We start from the raw sequence: 18,301 nt of genomic DNA, 5'->3' as shown, positions 1-18,301 counted from the left end.
AGTGCGTTGCAAGCGGCGCGTCGAACACCATGGGTTTACTTCCCGTCGAAATTGGCGGCCGCGCTCTGCAGCCGCTCCAGGTACCGGGTGTTGATGGTTTCCATGCCGAGCAGCGCGACGAAGTCGGCGACGGCGAAATCTGGATCGTGGGCCGGTTCGCCGCAGATCTCGGCGCCGAGGCGCAGGTAACCGCGCAGCAGCGGCGGCATCTTGGGGCGGCTCGGCGGGGTCATCTGATCGAGGGAGAGTCCGTCGACGACGACCGGGTTGTACGGGTGCACCCGGCGCTCGGGGTCGCACGCGTGGCGGCCGAGCAGCTGGTCGCGCACGCCGCGCACGTTCACCCCGGCCGGATCGGTCGGGGAATCGCGCATCGGCACCGACACACAGCCCATCACCCAGTCGTATCCGGTGAGCTGGATGTAGTGCAGGATGCCCGCCCACATGAGGGTGAGCACCGAGCCGTTGCGGTGATCGGGCACCACGCAGGCCCGGCCCATCTCGACGATCCGGTGACCGGTGGGATCGAGCTGGGTCAGATCGAACTCGGTGGCGGTGTAGTAGCCGCCCGCCGCGTCGACCTTGTCCGGCGGCAGCATGCGGTAGCAGCCGACGAACTGTTCGGAGAACTCGTCCCGAACCAGCAGGTGGTCGCAGTGCTCGTCGAACTTGTCGGCGTCGAGACCGGTGGCGTTCTCGGGCATCTGGAAACCGGGTTCGGAGGCGAACACCTGATAGCGCAGTCGCTGTGCGGCTTCCCGGTGCTCGGCATCAGACGCGACGACCAAGGAGTACCGAGATTTCCCCACCCCGGAGTCCGGCGCCGGGGCGGTCAACACGGACGAAATTGTCATACTGCTGATGAAGCCAGTCCGAGCTGGCATCGGAGCGACGCTCCAGTGTCGTGCCGATGCCCGTTCGGTGAACGAGATGGGCGTCACACCGGGCGTTTACCGACCCGCTGCCCATCGTTCGCCCACCTGCGGGTTTCTAGCCGAACACGACCGATTTCGGCGCTGGACCCGCTTCGCGATCGGGTATTTCGAGCATTGCGAAAACGACAACAGCCCGCCGATTCCTCGGCAGGCCGTCGCAGGGGTGGGTCAGGCGTTCACCCGCTCCTTGGTGGTCGCCGCAACGGTGTCGTCGGCGCGATCGGCGTCCGCCGACTCGGCCTTCGCCGGTTCAGCCTTCACCGGCTCGACCTTCGCCCGCTCGGCCTCAGCGCGCTCGGCCTCGTCGAAGCCGGGGCGCGCCGTCCCGATGAACGCGACCAGCCACCCCGCCACCGCGGCGAACCGGTTGCGGAAGCCGACCAGGTACATCAGGTGCACGGCCAACCACATCGCCCAGGCGATGGTGCCCTTGAACGTCACGCGCTCGTTGAGCTTCACCACCGCGCTGAAGCGGCTGATCACGGCCATGCTGCCCTTGTCCCAGTAGACGAACGGCGTGCCCGCGGCCTTCTTGCGCCGGATGATGTCGGCGGCGTGGCGACCCTCCTGCATGGCGACCGGCGACTGGCCGGGGTAGCCGTTGAGCGAGGTCATGTCGCCGATGGCGTAGATGTCGGCGTGGCCGCCGACGGTCAGGTCGGGGTTGATCAGGATGCGGCCCGCACGGTCGGTCTCGGCGCCGGTGGCCTCGGCGAGCAAGGTCGCGAAGCCGCCGACCTGCACGCCCGCCGACCACACCACCGTCTCGGCGGCGATCCGGCGCTCCATGCCCTCTTTGTCCTTGACCGTCACCTTGCCCTCGTCGATGTCGGTGACGAAGGTGCCCAGCAGCACCTCGACGCCGCTGTCGGTGAGCGAGCGTTTCGCGTATTCCGAGAGCCCGCCGCCGAAGGGCGGCAGCACCTCGCCGGCGCCCTCGACCAGGGTCACCGAAACCTGCTGGTGGAAGTGCCGTTTCGCGAGTTCCTTGATCTGGCCGGCCACCTCGACACCGGTCGCGCCCGCGCCGACCACCACGAAGCTGAGCAGGCGGTGCCTGGTCACCTCGTCGGCGCCCTCGGCCAGGGCGAACACGTGGGCGATCTGCCGGCGCAGACGCTGGGCGTCGTCGATGGTCTTGAGCGAATAGGTCTTCTCGGCGAAGTCGTCGCGGCCGAAGTAGCTCTGGCTGGCGCCGGTGGCGGCGATCAGCGAGGCGTAGGCGATCTGGCGGGGACCGTCGGCGGTCTCGTAGGTGAGGACCGCGTTCTCGGCGTCGATACCGGTGACCTTGCCGAGGCGGACGTCGATCTCGGGGTGGCGGCGCAGTACGTTCTTGATCGGCGGCGCGATCTCCTCGGGCGCGAGCACGCCGGTCGCCACCTGATAGAGCAGCGGCTGGAACAGGTGTTCGGGCGTGCTCGAGATCAGCACGACACCGACTCGTGACTTGGCCAGTTGCTTGGCTGCGGCCAGGCCTCCGAAGCCCGAGCCGACGATGACGACATCTGTGTGTTCCATGATCACTCGCTCCAAGATCGCGTTCCAGATCGGTAATAAATCCTTTCCTATGAGTAAACGCGATGCGGAACGAAGATGTTTCCACTGCCTGGGCGCATAATAGAGATGACTCTTATCTGCATAACTAATCAATAGGAGGTACCTGGTGGAACTTCGACAGTTGGCCTACTTCGTGGCCGTCTGCGAGGAGCTCAGTTTCAGCCGCGCGGCCAACCGCTGCTTCATCTCCCAATCCGCGATCAGCCACCAGATCGCGAGACTGGAACGTGACCTCGGCGCGCAACTGTTCGAGCGCACCACCCGCGCCGTCGTCCCGACCGACGCGACCTCGCGCCTGCTGCCACTGGCCAAGCAGATGCTGAGCCTGGAATCGGCGATCCGTGCCGCCGTGCGCACCACCGGACCGCGCATTCGCCTGGCCGCGAACATGTCTTTCGCCGCGCCGTCGCTGTCGGCGATCGCCACCGCGCGGGCCGCCCACCCCGACGCCGAGATCGAATACGTGATCAAGCCCTTCCGTCAGCGGATCACCGCGGTGGCCGACGGCGACTGCGATCTGGCGCTGATCCGCGGCAGCGTCGAACAGCCGGGCCTCGCGGTGGAACAGCTGTGGGTCGAGGACCTGGTGATCGCCATCTCGAGCAACCATCCGCTGGCCGAACGCGGCGCGGTCACCCTCGCCGATCTGAGCCCCTACCCCCTGCTGCTCCCGCCCGAGCAGGAGCAGGTGTTGTTGCACACACTGATCCGCTCCGCCTTCGCCGACCTCCCGACCGGACCCACCTTCGGCCCGCCGATTCCGCCCGATCACACCGCCACGATGGAGCTGCTCAACCGCCCCGAGTCCTGGACGATCCTCTACGAGGGCCCCACCAAGGGCCTGCTCACCCTCGACCTCACCGACCACCGCCTGCGCATCCCGGTGTCAGCGGTCCTGCGCGAGGACGCCCGCGAGAACCCGATCGTGCAGACCCTGCTGGATGCGCTGCACCGGCCGTGAATCGTGGTGGCCCCGGCCGTTCAGGTCGGGTCGCCGGATCGCCACGGGTCGCCCGCGAGCGCCGTCGCGACCGCCACGTGCAGTGGCAGAGTGTCGTCGTCGCCGTCCTCGACCGACCAGACGATCTCCTCGATCGCGCGCAGGAAAGCCCAGGCGCCCGCGCGGTCGATCGGAACATCGAGGTGACGCGCGGTCGTGACGACGACGGCGCGCGCGTGTTCGGGGGTCGGCGTCGTCTGGACCTGGATCATGATCAGGAAGCCCGCGTCGAAGGCGGCTTCGCCGAGGCAGGGTTTCGGATCGATCAGCAGCCACGGTTCACGTTCGGCGGCCACGATATTGCCGAGATGGGTGTCGCGGTTGACGATCAGCAGTTCACCGGCCGGCTCGCTCAACTCGGCACACCTGCACGCTGCCCGTTCTCGCAGCAGTGGTGAGAGGTGTTCGGCCAGTGCGGGTTCCGGATCGGCCAGCCGCGCACGGAGACCTGTCACGATATCGGTGGCCATGGGCAGTTCCGGGAAACCGGCGGGAACCGCGGTCCGGGGACGCCGCAGTCGGCGATACAACCCGCAGGCGAACGCCACCTTGTCGGCGTTCTCCGGTCGCCCCTCCAGGCTCGGGAACCCCGGCTGGGTGAGCAATTCCGTGCCCGGACGGGCCCATTCGAGCAGCATCGCACCGCTGGCCGGGTCGAAATCGAGCAGCCGGACCGCACCGTCGCCGGCATAGCTGTGCAGCGCGGTGGCCTCGGCGACGTTCTCCTCGTCGACCATCGGCACCTTCAACACCACCCATGCCCCGCCCACGCGCCGCGCGGCGGCCACGTAGGCGTGCGTTCCGCCACCGAACGGCGCGGAGAACTCGGTCAGCCCCCACCGAGCGGCCAACCCCGCCACCACCTCGGGCAACGCGTCGATCCACCGCGCCCCGGCCGCACCGAACACCGCGCGAACCGTCTCCTCGACCGAAGATGGCAGCACCACACGCCCAGACGACATCAGCCCACCCTACTGATGGCCGCCTACACCGCGGGTCATCGCCAACGACTCGCGCGCACCGCCTTGCGATAGCGGATCCAGCGCCCGGTCGACGATGATGCCGCGAAACCGACCAGCGCCGCCGCGAGGACGAACACCGCGGCACTGGCGGCGGTGGCGGCGTAGACCTCGCCCACCGCGGACCCGATGACCCCGAACAGCGCGAAGAGCCCGACGAGCACCGCGGTGATGATCGACATGACACGACCGGCGGTGCGCGCGCAGAGCAGCAACACCGCGCCACTGCCGGTGAACGCGACGACGACGGTGAGAATCGCGATCGCGATGAACGACCCGCTCGGATCCTTGCCCCGGTCGATCTCGTCGACGGTTTCGGTGATGCCGTAGATCAGGAAGGCCGCGATCGACAGACTGAACAGCAGCGTCACGATGCCGACGAAGAACGCGGCGGCCTTCGACGGCTCCGGGCCGCCGACCGGGGCCTGGTACCACTGATTGCCCGCCACCATCGGGTACATCCGCGGATCACCCACCGGCGCACCGTATTCCGCGCGCCCCCAGCCGGGTTGTGGGTGCCCACCGACGCTCTGCACCTGCGGGCTGTGCTGCTGCACCTGTTCACTGTGACCATACGACGGGAGGACGGGCTGCTGCGGATGTCCGCCGGAGCCGTGCCACTGTCGGGCGGGATCGGTCCACGGTCGCTGCGCGTGTTCACCGGATCCCGGAACCTGGTGCGCGGAGTCGGTCCACGGCCGGCGCACGGTCGGCGCGGCGACATGCCTGCCCTCGAGCGCATCCCGGATCGCCTCGGTGAATTCCGTTGCGCTGCCGAACCGCTCGTCACGCCGCTTGGCCATCGCGCGGGCGATGACGTCGTCGACCGCGGGCGGCAGATCCGTTCGCACCGTGGTGAGTCGCGGCACCGGGTGCGACAGGTGTCCCGCTACCACCTGGCCGGGGTTGGTCGCGGTATAGGGCGGATGCCCGGCGTACATCGCGAACAGGGTGCAGGCCAGCGAGTACTGGTCGCTGCGGTGGTCGACGATCTCACCGGAGAGCTGCTCGGGCGAGGCGTAGGCGAGGGTGGCGGTGAAGGTACCCGTCGCCGTGAGCTGAGTGTTGGCGGTGGCCACCCGGGCGATCCCGAAATCGGTGAGTACCGCCCGGATTTCACGACCGTGTTCGGCGTCGGCGATCAGGATGTTGCCCGGCTTCACGTCACGGTGCAGCACTCCGTGCTGGTTGGCGTAGTCCAGTGCCGACGCCGTTTCCCCGATCAGGCGCGCGGTGACCCCCGGCTCGTGCGCACGCGAATCCCACGTGGCGGCATCGGTTCCGCGAATGAACTGCATCGCGATCCACAGATACCCGTCATCGCTGCCACGGTCGTACACCCCGACGATGCTCGGATGATCCAGCTGCGCGACAACATCGGCCTCCCGCTCGAACCGCCGCTGCAATTCCTGATCGGCCGAGAACTCCCGATTCAGCAATTTCAGCGCGACACTGCGCGGCAAGCGAGGATGCTCGGCCAGATAGACCGTCCCCATCCCCCCTTGCCCGAGCACCCGCTCCAAGCGATATCCAGCGAAGCCCGCCCCCGATTCCAACACGACTCGCACGCTACCCGCCGTCGGCGAGGTCCACCGAAGTACCTGCGCCACACGCCTTCGCGACGGTGGCCGACTCCGCGACCGGCCCCGCTCGATACTGCGAGGTCGACCGCTCAGCGCCCCGTGCCAAGTCGGGGAAACGGCAACGGCCCGCGAAACCGGGCTGCGCTGGCGCAGGAACGGGTTTCGCGGGCCGAGGTCGAACCGACCGGGTGGTGATCAGCCCTTGTGGGACTTCACGGCTTCGGTCAGCTGCGGGGAGACGTTGAACAGGTCGCCCACGATGCCGTAGTCGGCGATCTCGAAGATGGGTGCTTCCTCGTCCTTGTTGACAGCGACGATGGTCTTCGAGGTCTGCATGCCGGCGCGGTGCTGGATGGCGCCGGAGATGCCCAGTGCGATGTAGAGCTGCGGGGAGACCGTCTTACCGGTCTGACCCACCTGGAACTGGCCCGGGTAGTAGCCCGAGTCGACGGCGGCACGCGAGGCGCCGACAGCGGCACCCAGCGAGTCGGCCAGCGCCTCGACGACCGAGAAGTTCTCGGCGGAACCGACACCGCGGCCACCGGAGACCACGATGCTCGCCTCGGCGAGATCGGGGCGGTCGCCACCGACGATCGGGTCACGCGAGATGACCTTCACGACGCCGTCTTCCTGCGCCGGAACCTCGACGACGACCTGCTCGCCCGCGCCGGCCTGCGGAGCGGCCTCGATGGCGCCGGGGCGCACCGAGATCACCGGCACGTCGCCGGTGGCCTTGGCCTCGACGGTGAACGCGCCACCGAAGATGGAGTGCACAGCGGAGCCGTCGGCGTTGACGCCGATGACGTCGACGAGCAGACCGGAGCCGATGCGCGCGGCAAGGCGGCCCGACACCTCCTTGCCCTCGGCGGAGGCGGCGACCAGCACGGCGGCGGGCGCGGCGGAATCGACCAGGCCGGCCAGGACGTCGACCTTCGGGGTGACCAGGAAGCCCTCGATGTCGTCGGACTCGGCGACATAGATCTTCTCGGCGCCACCGGCGGCCAGCGCGGCGGCCAGCTTGTCGGCGGTACCGGCGGGACCGGTCACGACGGCGGCGGGCTCGCCCAGCGCACGGGCGGCGGTGAGCAGTTCGGTGCTGACCTTCTTCACGGCACCGTCGGCGTGCTCGATGAGCACAAGTACTTCAGCCATTAGTTCTTTCTCCTTGGAAGTCTCGGACGGCGCCGGATCAGATGATCTTCTGACCGATGAGGTAGGACGCGATCTGGTTGCCGCCCTCGCCCTCGTCCGCGATCTTCTCGCCCGCGGTGCGAGCCGGCTTCGGGGTGGCACCGGTGACCTGGGTGCCCGCGTTGGCGACACCGACGGTCTCCGGGTCGACGCCCAGATCGGCCAGGGTGAAGACCAGAACTTCCTTCTTCTTCGCGGCCATGATGCCCTTGAAGGAGGGGAAGCGAGGCTCGTTGATCTTCTCGGTGACCGAGACGATCGCAGGCAGGGACGCCTCGAGCTTGAAGACACCTTCGTCGGTCTCCCGCTCGCCGGTGATCTTGTCGCCGTCGACGGTGAGCTTGCGCAGGTGCGTCAGCTGCGGGATGCCGATGTACTCCGCGATGATCGCGGGCACGGCACCGGCGCGGCCGTCGGTGGCCTCGTTACCGGCGATGACCAGCTCGACACCCTCGACCTGGCCGAGCGCGGCGGCCAGCACGTAGGCGGTCTGCACGGCGTCGGAGCCGTGGATCGCCGGGTCGTTGATGTGGATGGCCTTGTCGGCGCCCATGGACAGCGCCTTGCGGATGGCCTCGTTGGCGCGGTCGGGACCGGCGGCCAGCACGGTGACCTCACCGCCCTGGGCCTCCTTGATCAGCAGCGCTTCCTCGACGGCGCGCTCGTTGATCTCGTCGAGCACCGCGTCGGCGGCCTCGCGGTCGAGGGTGTAGTCACCATCGGTCAGCTTGCGCTCGGACCAGGTGTCGGGGACCTGCTTGATGAGTACGACGATGTTCGGCATCGGTCTTCGTCGACCTCCTTCTGGGGACACGTGTGTGGTGGGGCCGCACGAGCTGAGCCGTACGTCCGTGTGAGATATCTAGCTCAGATCGGAACACTACCCTACGCTAAGTTACTCGTGGGTAACCTACCTGCGCAAGAGGTCCCTGACTCCTGCGTGAACCGGCGGTACCAGTAACCTCGGACCAATGAGCGAGGCTGTGATCCCTGCCGCACCCGTGGCCGCCACACATGAACCACTGCCGTTGACCGGCGAGCGGACGGTGCCCGGCATCGCCGAGGAGAACTACTGGTTCCGTCGGCACGAGATCGCCTACGCCCGCCTGCTCGATCGGTGCACCGGCAAGATCGTGCTCGAGGCGGGCTCGGGCGAGGGCTACGGCGCCGACATGATCGCGGGCGTCGCCCAGCGCGTCACCGGTCTGGACTACGACGAGAGCGCCGTCGCGCACGTCCGCGCGCGCTACCCGCGCGTGCAGATGATCCAGGGCAACCTCGCCGCGCTGCCTCTCGACGACGAGTCCGTCGACGTCGTGGTGAATTTCCAAGTCATCGAACATCTCTGGGACCAGGGACAGTTCCTGCGCGAGTGCCTGCGCGTGCTGCGCCCCGGCGGCGTGCTGCTGATCAGCACCCCGAATCGGATCACCTTCTCCCCCGGTCGCGACACCCCCCTCAACCCGTTCCACACCCGCGAACTCAACGCCGCCGAGCTGACCGAACTGCTCGTCGAGGCCGGGTTCACCGTCTCCGAGATGCTGGGCGTGCACCACGGCGCGAGCCTGAAAGCGCTGGACGCCAAGCACGGTGGGTCGTTCATCGACGCCCAGATCGAGCGCGCGCTGGCCGGTGAGCCGTGGCCCGCCGACCTCACCGCCGACGTCGCCGCCGTCACCATCGATGATTTCGACCTGCGCGCGGGCGATATCGACGCGAGCCTGGATCTGGTCGCGATCGCCGAAAAGGCACCACGTTGACCGATTCCCGCTCCGCCGTGCCGGGCCAGTTCACGCTGGTCCTGCACTCCCACTTGCCGTGGCTCGCCCATCACGGGCGCTGGCCGGTCGGCGAGGAATGGCTCTACCAGTCCTGGGCCGCGTCCTATCTGCCGCTGGTCAAGGTGCTGAAAAATCTTGCCGCCGAAGGCCGTTCGCATCTACTGAGCCTCGGCATCACACCGGTGCTCGCCGCGCAGCTCGACGATCCACACTGCCTCGCGGGCATGCACCATTGGCTGGGCAACTGGCAGTTGCGCGCCGACGAGGCGTCGATGTCGGGGAATGTGGCGCTGGGCCGTCACGAACATCGGCTCGCCGCGACCGCGCTGGCCGATTTCGAACAGAACTGGCAGCACGGCGGTTCGCCGGTCTGGCGTTCGCTGATCGACGCCGACGCGATCGAACTGCTCGGCGGACCGCTGGCGCACCCGTTCCAGCCGCTGCTCGATCCGCGCCTGCGCCAGTTCCAGCTCACCGAGGGCCTGGCCGACGCGCGCCTGCGCTGGGGCACCACACCGACCGGCATCTGGGCACCCGAATGCGGCTACACGCCCGGCATGGAACGGGGCTACGACGCCGCGGGCATCACCCACTTCATGGTCGACGGCCCTTCGCTGCGCGGCGACACCTCGCTCGGCAGGCCGGTCCGCGATTCCGAGGTCGTGGCCTTCGGGCGCGACCTGGCCGTAAGTTACCGGGTCTGGTCGCCGAAACAGGGCTACCCGGGCCAGAGCGCCTACCGCGATTTCCACCACTACGACCACGCGACCGGGCTCAAACCCTCGCGCGTCACGGGCAAGACCGTCGACGGTCCTGACAAGGCCCCTTACGATCCCGAACTCGCGGCCGAAGCGGTCACCCGCGACGTCGCCGACTTCGTCGAGACCGTCCGTGCCCGGCTGATCGAGGAGTCCGCGCGGATCGGCAGGCCCGCCCTCGTGGTGGCCGCGTTCGACACCGAGCTGTTCGGGCACTGGTGGCACGAAGGGCCGCAGTGGCTCGAACAAGTGCTGCGCGCGCTACCCGAAGCGGGGGTGAACGTCGGCACCCTCGCCGATGCCCGCGAGAAGGGCTTCGTCGGCGAACCTGTGCAGCTCAACGACTCCTCGTGGGGTTCGGGCAAGGACTGGCGGGTCTGGGCGGGCGACCAGGTTGCCGACCTCGTCGCGCTCAACGCCGACATCGTTCGCCTGGCTTTGGACACCCTCGACAAAGTGCGCCGCGACGGATCCCTGCGCGACCCGGTCGCCGATCAGTTGCTGCGTGAGGCGATTCTCACGGTGTCCAGCGACTGGGCGTTCATGGTCAGCAAGGACTCCGCCGCCGGGTACGCGCGCGATCGGGCGCACGAACACGCGCACGCCGTCCGGGAGCTCGCCGAGGCGATCGGCGCCGGTCAGTTCGCCAAAGCGACCCGTCTCGCGGCAGGATGGGCGATGGCCGACGGATTCTTCCCTGGTCTGGACGCGCGGCGGTTGCCGACCGTCGTCCCGTCGGCCGCCGCTGAAGGATCCGCATGAAGATTTTGATGGTGTCGTGGGAGTACCCGCCGGTCGTGGTCGGTGGGCTCGGTCGGCATGTGCATCACCTGGCCGTCGAGCTGGCCGCGGCCGGTCACGAGGTCGTGGTGCTGGCCCGCCGCCCGACGGGGACCGACTCGGTCACTCACCCCACCCACTCCTACATCGCCGACGGCGTGCTCGTCGTCGCGGTGGCCGAAGACCCGCCGTGCTTCGACTTCGGCGAGGACATGCTCGCCTGGACACTGGCCATGGGGCACGCGATGGTGCGTGCCGGGGTAGCGCTCGGCAAGCCCGGCGTCGGCGAGGGCTGGACGCCCGATGTGGTGCACGCGCACGACTGGCTCGTCGCGCACCCGTCCATCGCGCTCGCCGAGTACTACGACGTGCCGCTCGTCTCGACGATCCACGCCACCGAGGCCGGGCGCCACAGCGGCTGGGTGTCGGGCCGGGTCAACAAGCAGGTCCACTCGGTGGAGTGGTGGCTGACCAACGAGTCCGATCAGCTCATCACCTGCTCGACCTCCATGCAGGACGAAGTCGACCGGCTCTACGGGCCCGAGCTCGCGCCGATCACGGTGATCCGCAACGGCATCGACGTCGGCTCGTGGACCTTCCGTTCCCGCGCGCCGCGCTCCGGCCCGCCGCGCCTGCTCTACGTCGGCCGCCTCGAGTACGAGAAGGGTGTGCAGGACGCGATCGCCGCTCTCCCCCGCATCCGCCGCGCCCACCCCGGCACCACGCTCATCGTCGCCGGTGTCGGCACCCAGTTCGAGTGGCTGCGCGAACGCGCCCGCGTGCACCGCGTCGCCCGCGCGGTCCACTTCGTCGGCAGCCTCGGCCACGACGAACTCCTCGGCTGGCTGCACGGCGCCGACGCCATCGTCCTGCCGAGCCGCTACGAACCCTTCGGCATCGTCGCCCTCGAGGCCGCCGCCGCGGGTGTCCCCCTGATCGCCTCCACCGCAGGCGGTTTGGGCGAAGCGGTGATCGACGGCGTCACCGGCGCGTCCTTCGCCCCCGCCGACATCGACGGCCTGGTCGACGCCACCCGCGCCGTCCTCGACGACCCGTCCACCGCCCAGGCCCGCGCCCACACCGCCCGCGAACGCCTCACCGCCGACTTCGCCTGGGACGTGGTGGCCGCCGAAACCGCCCAGGTCTACACCGCCGCCAAACGCCGAGTCCGCACCTCCCTCGGCCGCCCGGACATCGTGGAAAGACCCCTACCGGAACGCGATCCGAAGTAACCCACCCCTTTCCATTCGGGCGATCATTCAAACGTGATCCGTGTAACAGAGTAGGTTTCGCCGCCGACAACCCTCGGCACCGTCATGCCATCGCGGTGTGCGCCAAGGGGGTCAGCGAGCGGGTCGGCTGCATCAGCCTTGCGACTGAACGCCGACCTTCGAAGGGTGAACCGCCACTGTGTCGTCTCCGCTGCTGTCCAAGGGCCAGAACATTCCGCTTCCCGAGGATGTCGACCGCGTCGACATCGTGATCGGCTGGCCGGAACCCGAGATCGAAGTCGACGCCTCCGCGCTGCTACTCGGCGCCGACCGGCGCGTCGGGTCCGATGCCGACTTCGTCTTCTACAACCAGACCGAATCACCCGACGGCTCAGTATGTTTCCTCGGAACGAGTGCCACCGAGGAAGGAAAGCAAGCCAGGATCTCGATCGACCTGTCGGCGGTTCCCGTGCACGTCCACACCATCGCCTTGGCGGGCAGCGTCGGTGAGGGGACATTCGGTGCGCTGGGCAAACTCGCGTTCCACGTCATCGATCCGGCCGGGCATTCGCTGGCCGAATATCTCACCGCCGACGCGGACACGGAGTCGGCATTCGTCTTCGGCGAGGTGTATCGGCGCGACGGCAACTGGAAGGTGCGGGCTGTCGGGCAGGGCTGGGAGTCGGGCCTGACCGGGCTGGCAACCGATTTCGGGGTCACTGTCGAGGACCCTGCGCCAGCGCCCGCTGAGCCGGAAGTCGTTGTCCCCGAGACCCCCGCCGTGCAGACACCGTCGCGCGGAGTAGCGACCGCCAAGCGCGTGGTGCGCAAAACCAAGCCGATCGAATTCAGGCAGGCCGAATCGGATACGTGGCAACCCGCTCGGTTGTTCTCGGTCATCGGGGTCGGCGCGGGCGAGGAACAGGAACGGCGCACCACCTCCGCACTCATCGCCACCATGCAGGCCGTACGTCCGTTCGCCCGGGCCATCTGTGCCCGAATGGGCGCGCCCGCAGGGGCTTTCGAGGGCTATCTCGAGGTGCAGTACGAATCGGGCGATACCAAAGTCATCCCGGACGCGGTGTTGAAGGTGAGTCGCGGTGCCAAGCAGTGGACCGGGCTGCTGGAAGTGAAGACGGGCAATGGCAAGCTCCGGCGAGATCAGCTGGAGAGCTACCTCGACGTCGCGCGGCGAAAGAAGTACGACGCCGTCGTCAGCCTGTCCAACGACATCCCCGCCGGACCGGGCGAACTACCCGTCCAAGTCGACCGCCGCAAGCTGACGAAAGTGGCACTGCGCCACCTGTCGTGGGCCGAAGTGGCCCACGAGGCGCGCATGCTCACCACACACGGTGGCATCGACGACGCACTGCAAGCCTGGATTCTCGCCGAGTTCCTGCGCTTTCTCGATCATCCCCGTTCGGGTGCGGCCGAGTTCGTCGACATGGGCAGACACTGGGTCACCGTCCGTGACGCCGTGACCCAGGGAACACTGCGGGCGGGTGACGCGAAAGCACTGACGGTCGCCGACACGTGGGTGTCGCTGTGCAGGCATCTCGCGCTGCGACTCACCGCCGAACTCGGTGTCGAGGTCAAGCATGTCCTCGCCCGCAAGTTCCACGCCGATCCGGCGGTGCGGGCCGCCGCCGTCGCCGAACGGCTGGCCACCGACGGTTCGTTCGAGGCCGTCCTGCGCATACCCGAAACCGCCGGCGACCTCACCGTCATCGCCGATGTGCGGACGAACAAGGTCCGCTGCCGCACCACCATCGCCGCACCCGACGAGGGCACCCAGGCCCGCCGGGTGTCGTGGCTGACCAAACAGCTCACCGATGCGCCCGGCCGCGTCCAGGTCGAGGCCGTCTTCGCCGAACGCGGCAACGAAACCTGCGAATTCCTCGACACCGTTCGCACAACCCCCAAGTCGCTCATCGACGGCCGCACCAGCCCGATCGTCTCGTTCACCCTCGAACAGACCTTCCCGATGGGCAACAAACGCTCGGGCACCGCGGCCAGCTTCATCGCCAGCGTCACCACGGCCACCGACGCCTTCTACGGCGCGGTGATGCAACCGCTGCGTGAGTGGGTCCCCGCGGCCCCGAAACAGGCCGGCCTGGACCCGACGGAAACAGCCGAGTAGTTCGATGGCCGCTCGGAGGAGGTTCTGGGCGGTTCATCCGCGATGGGTGAGGTGGAGGGCGGTGGGGCGGGTCTAGGGTCGCGGAGTCTGGATCTATGTCTTCGAGTCGAGGAGAGCCGATGCCTTTGCAGCCGATTTCTGATCTGCCCGCGGCGACCATCGGGTTCCGGGCCAGTGGGACGGTGACTGCCGACGACTACGCGACGGTGCTCGATCCGGCGATCAGGGAAGCCGTCGAGCGGGAAGAGCCGGTCAATCTGGTGTATGTGCTCGGCGAGGACTTCGACAGGTATTCGCTGGGGGCGATGGCGAAGGATCTGGAGTTGGTGAAGGTGCCGCGGGATGCGTGGGGGCGGATCGCGCTGGTCACCGATCATCGGATGTTGGGCGAGGCTGTGCATCTGTTCGGGTTTCTGATCCCGGCGCAGGTGCGGGTGTTCGCGCTGGCCGACGAGAGCGATGCACTCGCCTGGGTGCAGTGAGCGGCGCGGCGTCGGCTCGGCAGACACCCTGCTCCGGCTCAGGCCGGTTGGAGGCCGCCGCCGTGGTAGCGGGTGGCGGCGTTCCAGAGGAAGAAGCTGTCGATGCCCGCGTCTCGGGTGGCGTCGATCTGGGCGCGGAGTTCGGCGTCGCCGTAGGTGACGCCGAGGCTGAAGTCCTGGAGCCACGGGGCCACTTTCGCGCCGGTGCCCGCCGTGGCCGCCGTGAAGTCTTGCAGTGAGCGGAAGATGATGTCGTAGGGCTGGGCGTTGGGGTTCGCGACGCCGTATTCGCCGGGGCCCCAATGCGACGGGTAGATCATGGGCGCGACGAAGTCGACGCTGCGGGCGATGAGCGGGATGTCCTGGGCGATCTCGTCCGGGCGGGTGGAGGCGATTCCGTAGACCGCGGCGCTCAGGTGCGCGCCCGCGAGGTGCACGGGGTAGCGGCTCTCGGCGAGGAAGCCCGCGACCGCGGCGGCGGGGGTGTCGGTGAGGCCGGTGAAACGCATGCTGTTCAGGCTGCCGTCGGGGCGGCGGACGTAGTCGTACATGATGCCGTCGAAGCCGAGTCGCGCTGCTTCAACCGCGAGATCGATGTTGTATCCACGCACGTCGGGGTTGGCGAAATTGGTGAAGGCGATCGGGCCGTAGTGGCTGGAATAGGGTTGCCCGGAAGGATTCTGGACAACCCAGTCGGGTCGGCCGTTGTGCCAGGCCCAGCCCGCGAGAGTCGGATCGCGGAATGCGACGATGCGCCCGACCACCCGCAGGCCCATATCGTGCAACTGCCGCAGAGCTGCCGGGGCATCGTAGATCGCCGCGGCGGCACCGGATTCGAGGGCGAGCGGCACCTGGGAGGCGTAGCCGATCACGCCGTCCTCGTCCTTGATATCGAGCTGCACGGTATCGATACGGCCCTCACGGGCAAGATCGAGAACAGCTTCGCGCAGTCCCTCGTGCGACCAGGCGTGCGCGGTGACGTGCACCGCGCGCATCCTCGGTAGCGTGCTCGACGTGACCGCGGTGCTGCTGGTCTGATTGCCGTCGGCGTCCGTCGCGACGACCTCGAAAGCGGGGGCCCATCGCACCGAGAGTTCGAATGTCCCGTCCGCGGCGGGGACCACCGAATCGGGGCCGATGGACACGCGAGCCGCGTCGATCGCGGTGCCGCGCACCACGACCGGCGCGCGATAGGAGCTCACCGGATCGGTCGGTGTCATCCGCAGCGTGGGCGGCACGGTGTCGGCGACGGTCGATTCCGCGGATCTACTCAGCGCGAATCCGGCTACCAGGGAGACGACCAGCGACGCGAGGGCGACACCGATAACGGGAGCCATCCATCGCCGTCGATCGGCCGATCGGAGCTGCCATTCCACCGTCAACACCGCCTTTCAAAACCATTGACACGCCAACTATTTCGCAGTTCCGACGCGGCGTACTCGGTATCGATAGATCGACTGTAATCCGTCGCCGCGGCGTAATATCGCATTGATGATGGGCGGTTCGAACACAATGTTTCGGCTCGTGTCGGCGGCAGCGCTGGCGGCCGCACTCACAGCCTGTACCGCAGTGAACAATGCCGCGGTTCCGGCGCACACGACGGTGCCGGGGACGACAGCGAAACCGGCACCGCCGAATCCCGCCGAGATCGCCGCCAACGAACTGGGATTCGTCCCGGTCCTGATGTATCACCAGATCACCCCGAATCCGGCGGGCGAATACGACCAGACCCCGGCGGAATTCCGGGACGAACTCGAACGGCTGTACCGCGAGAACTACCGCCCGGTCACCGCCGCGCGATACATCTCCGGCGACCTCGACCTGCCCGCCGGTACCCACCCGGTGGTACTCACCTTCGACGATTCCACCGGCAGCCAACTCGGCTTCACCGACACCGGCGCGGTGGCACCGGACAGTGCCGCGGGCATTCTCACCGAGTTCGGGGCCCGCTACCCCGACTTCCGCCCGGTGGCCACCTTCTACGTGAACAATGAGCCGTTCGGGGCAGACCCGCGCGCGCTGCCGTGGCTGGTCGCGAACGGCCACGAAATAGGCGCGCACACAGCCGATCACGCCAACCTCGCGAGCCTGGACGCCGACGGCGTGCAACGCGAACTGGTGCAGAACGTGCGCGCGGTGACCACGGCGGCGCCCGGAGCGGCCGTGCGCACCATGGCGCTACCGCTCGGCATCCATCCCCGCGACCACGCACTGGCCACGGCAGGCCACTGGGACGGCACCTCCTACCGCTTCGACGCCGTGATGCTGGTGGGCTCCAACCCCGCCCCCGCCCCCTACGGCGCGGTCGACCCCGGCGGGGTGCCGCGCATCCGATCGGGCCGGGGTGCGGTCCCGTTCGATTCGGCCTATTGGCTGGACTGGCTCGCCGCGAACCCGGACCAGCGCTATACCGCCGACGGCGATCCGGCGCGCATCTCCTTCACCCGACAGCGCGCGACGGAACTCGACGCGCGCTGGCTGGACCGAGCCAACCCGTACTGAGGCGATTCAGGCGTACCTCGTCCGTGCGCGGCGGAAGAAACCCGCGGGTACTCAGGCGTCCGGGGTGAAGGCGAAGATCTCACCGAGGCGGGTGGCGACGACGACTTCACCTTCCGGACCGATGGAGGTGCCCGTGGTGGTGCCGGTGGCGGCCGGCAGGGGGTCGGAGTCGATGGTGTTGCCGGTGGTGGTGTCGAAGGTGATGAGACTCAGGCCCGCGCCGATGGCGGCGACGGTGTAGCCGATATCGCCCGCGGTGTGTGCCGGGGTGCCACGCAGGGCGAGATCCTTGCGTTCCCAGACGATCTCGGCCTTGTCGTCCTTGTCGCGCAGCGCGGTCAGGTAACCGTCGTCGCCCGCCGGGATGATCAGGTCGCCCGCCACGGAAATGCCGCCCTGCGGCGCCCACGGCAACGGCTGGGTCCAGCGGGTGGCGCCGTCGGTGGTGTTCAGGGCGATCAGGCGCTTGCTGTTGTCGCCGATGTAGACGGTGTCGCCGTCGGCGGAGAGGGAGGGGCTGGTCGCGCTGCCGCCGGTGAGTACCTCGGCGCTCCACTCCTGGGTCACGGCGCCGTCGGCGTAGCGCATCGCGCGCAGAGCGGCGGCCTGCTTGCCCGGCTCCCAGACGGTGACGAAGAAGCGGCCGGTCGACGGGTCGACGGCGGTGGTGTTGGCGACGGCGCAGCGGGGACCACCCGTCTGGCAGTCGTCGAGCCCGTCGCCGGACGCGGGACGGGTGAGACCGGGGTACTTCAGGAAGTCGGGTTCACCGAGCAGCTGCAGGGTCGGGACCACCCGACCGCCGGTCTGCCGGCTCAGCACGTCGACCTGACCGGACTGCGTCACCGTCAGCACGTTGCCGTCGCCGGTGAACTGGATCGCCACCGGCACGCCCGCCACCGGGGTGCGCCACCGCGGCTGCCCGAGGTAGTTGAACGAATTCACCGCGCCGTCGTCACCGACGTACACATTGCTGACTCCGTCGAGCACGGTCGGCGCTTCGATCGTCGACGGGCCGAGCGGGTTGCAGAAGCGTTTGCGGCCGGTGAGCATCTGAAAGGAGAAGATCGCACAGTTGCCGGTGCTCGTGGTGACGAACATCTGGCCCTCGGCGCCGATCGTCAACGGCTGGGCGATCGGGCCGCCCACCGGACGTGACCAGCTCAGCGACATCGAGTCCGCACCCCGCACCGGGCTGCCGCTCGCGTTGCTGCCATCGTGATGCGTTGCCGGCCAGCCTTTTCCGGCGCCGACCGTGATGTCGTCCACATCCGTGCCGCACCCGGCCAGCGCCACCACACCGGCGGCAGCGAGCGAGGCAACGACGCGAGTCCGAGTTCGCACTGCTGATCTCCCTGT

At 68.4% G+C, this 18,301-nt stretch carries 15 protein-coding genes; 7 read left to right on the top strand and 8 right to left on the bottom strand.

Annotated features, from left to right (window positions below):
- Positions 1-35: 35 nt before the first annotated feature.
- Positions 36-854: a GNAT family N-acetyltransferase gene (locus ACFVVI_RS25805; protein ID WP_378991558.1), complete on the bottom strand. Its 819-nt coding sequence runs from the start codon at positions 852-854 to the stop codon at positions 36-38.
- A gap of 249 nt (positions 855-1,103) precedes the next feature.
- Complete coding sequence (locus ACFVVI_RS25800) at positions 1,104-2,456, bottom strand: NAD(P)/FAD-dependent oxidoreductase (protein ID WP_387447220.1); 1,353 nt, start codon at positions 2,454-2,456, stop codon at positions 1,104-1,106.
- Positions 2,457-2,601: 145 nt separating this feature from the next.
- On the opposite strand from ACFVVI_RS25800, the gene ACFVVI_RS25795 reads away from it, so the two are divergent.
- A complete protein-coding gene (locus ACFVVI_RS25795; protein ID WP_378633279.1) occupies positions 2,602-3,456 on the top strand; it encodes a LysR family transcriptional regulator in 855 nt (284 codons plus the stop codon).
- A gap of 20 nt (positions 3,457-3,476) precedes the next feature.
- Here ACFVVI_RS25795 and ACFVVI_RS25790 read toward each other — a convergent pair whose 3' ends face one another.
- From ACFVVI_RS25790 to ACFVVI_RS25775, 4 genes are all read right to left on the bottom strand, one after another.
- Positions 3,477-4,457, bottom strand: coding sequence for an aminoglycoside phosphotransferase family protein (locus tag ACFVVI_RS25790; RefSeq protein ID WP_387447219.1), 981 nt, complete (start codon positions 4,455-4,457; stop codon positions 3,477-3,479).
- Positions 4,458-4,492: 35 nt separating this feature from the next.
- Positions 4,493-6,073: a protein kinase gene (locus ACFVVI_RS25785; RefSeq protein WP_387447218.1), complete on the bottom strand. Its 1,581-nt coding sequence runs from the start codon at positions 6,071-6,073 to the stop codon at positions 4,493-4,495.
- Between the two features lie 219 nt (positions 6,074-6,292).
- Complete coding sequence (locus tag ACFVVI_RS25780) at positions 6,293-7,249, bottom strand: electron transfer flavoprotein subunit alpha/FixB family protein (protein ID WP_378633270.1); 957 nt, start codon at positions 7,247-7,249, stop codon at positions 6,293-6,295.
- Between the two features lie 37 nt (positions 7,250-7,286).
- A complete protein-coding gene (locus tag ACFVVI_RS25775) occupies positions 7,287-8,072 on the bottom strand; it encodes an electron transfer flavoprotein subunit beta/FixA family protein (protein WP_067449214.1) in 786 nt (261 codons plus the stop codon).
- A gap of 187 nt (positions 8,073-8,259) precedes the next feature.
- Here ACFVVI_RS25775 and ACFVVI_RS25770 point away from each other — a divergent pair, with 187 nt between their 5' ends.
- From ACFVVI_RS25770 to ACFVVI_RS25750, 5 genes are all read left to right on the top strand, one after another.
- Positions 8,260-9,048 carry a class I SAM-dependent methyltransferase gene (locus ACFVVI_RS25770; protein WP_378991552.1) on the top strand — a complete coding sequence of 263 codons (789 nt, stop codon included), beginning with the start codon at positions 8,260-8,262 and terminating at the stop codon, positions 9,046-9,048.
- Positions 9,045-10,589, top strand: coding sequence for a 1,4-alpha-glucan branching protein domain-containing protein (locus ACFVVI_RS25765; protein ID WP_378991551.1), 1,545 nt, complete (start codon positions 9,045-9,047; stop codon positions 10,587-10,589). The genes ACFVVI_RS25770 and ACFVVI_RS25765 overlap by 4 nt, the downstream gene beginning before the upstream one ends.
- Positions 10,586-11,839 (top strand): glycosyltransferase family 4 protein, encoded by a 1,254-nt coding sequence (locus ACFVVI_RS25760; RefSeq protein ID WP_387447217.1) that lies wholly within the window; start codon positions 10,586-10,588, stop codon positions 11,837-11,839. Before ACFVVI_RS25765 ends, ACFVVI_RS25760 begins: the two co-directional genes overlap by 4 nt.
- A gap of 178 nt (positions 11,840-12,017) precedes the next feature.
- Positions 12,018-13,958: a TerD family protein gene (locus ACFVVI_RS25755; protein ID WP_387447216.1), complete on the top strand. Its 1,941-nt coding sequence runs from the start codon at positions 12,018-12,020 to the stop codon at positions 13,956-13,958.
- A 119-nt stretch (positions 13,959-14,077) separates the two neighbouring features.
- Complete coding sequence (locus ACFVVI_RS25750; RefSeq protein WP_387447215.1) at positions 14,078-14,440, top strand: STAS/SEC14 domain-containing protein; 363 nt, start codon at positions 14,078-14,080, stop codon at positions 14,438-14,440.
- Between the two features lie 38 nt (positions 14,441-14,478).
- On the opposite strand, the gene ACFVVI_RS25745 is transcribed toward ACFVVI_RS25750, so the two are convergent.
- On the bottom strand, positions 14,479-15,777 hold the full coding sequence (locus tag ACFVVI_RS25745; protein WP_387447214.1) for a putative glycoside hydrolase: 1,299 nt from the start codon (positions 15,775-15,777) through the stop codon (positions 14,479-14,481).
- A 232-nt stretch (positions 15,778-16,009) separates the two neighbouring features.
- Here ACFVVI_RS25745 and ACFVVI_RS25740 point away from each other — a divergent pair, with 232 nt between their 5' ends.
- Positions 16,010-16,942 carry a polysaccharide deacetylase family protein gene (locus tag ACFVVI_RS25740; protein WP_387447213.1) on the top strand — a complete coding sequence of 311 codons (933 nt, stop codon included), beginning with the start codon at positions 16,010-16,012 and terminating at the stop codon, positions 16,940-16,942.
- Positions 16,943-16,993: 51 nt separating this feature from the next.
- On the opposite strand, the gene ACFVVI_RS25735 is transcribed toward ACFVVI_RS25740, so the two are convergent.
- Complete coding sequence (locus ACFVVI_RS25735; protein ID WP_387447212.1) at positions 16,994-18,286, bottom strand: PQQ-binding-like beta-propeller repeat protein; 1,293 nt, start codon at positions 18,284-18,286, stop codon at positions 16,994-16,996.
- Positions 18,287-18,301: the final 15 nt, after the last annotated feature.

Source organism: Nocardia sp. NPDC058114, from assembly GCF_042884695.1.
Taxonomy (GTDB): domain Bacteria; phylum Actinomycetota; class Actinomycetes; order Mycobacteriales; family Mycobacteriaceae; genus Nocardia.
The sequence above is the reverse complement of the archived record's forward strand: the minus strand, read 5'-3'. Positions and strand labels throughout refer to the sequence as shown.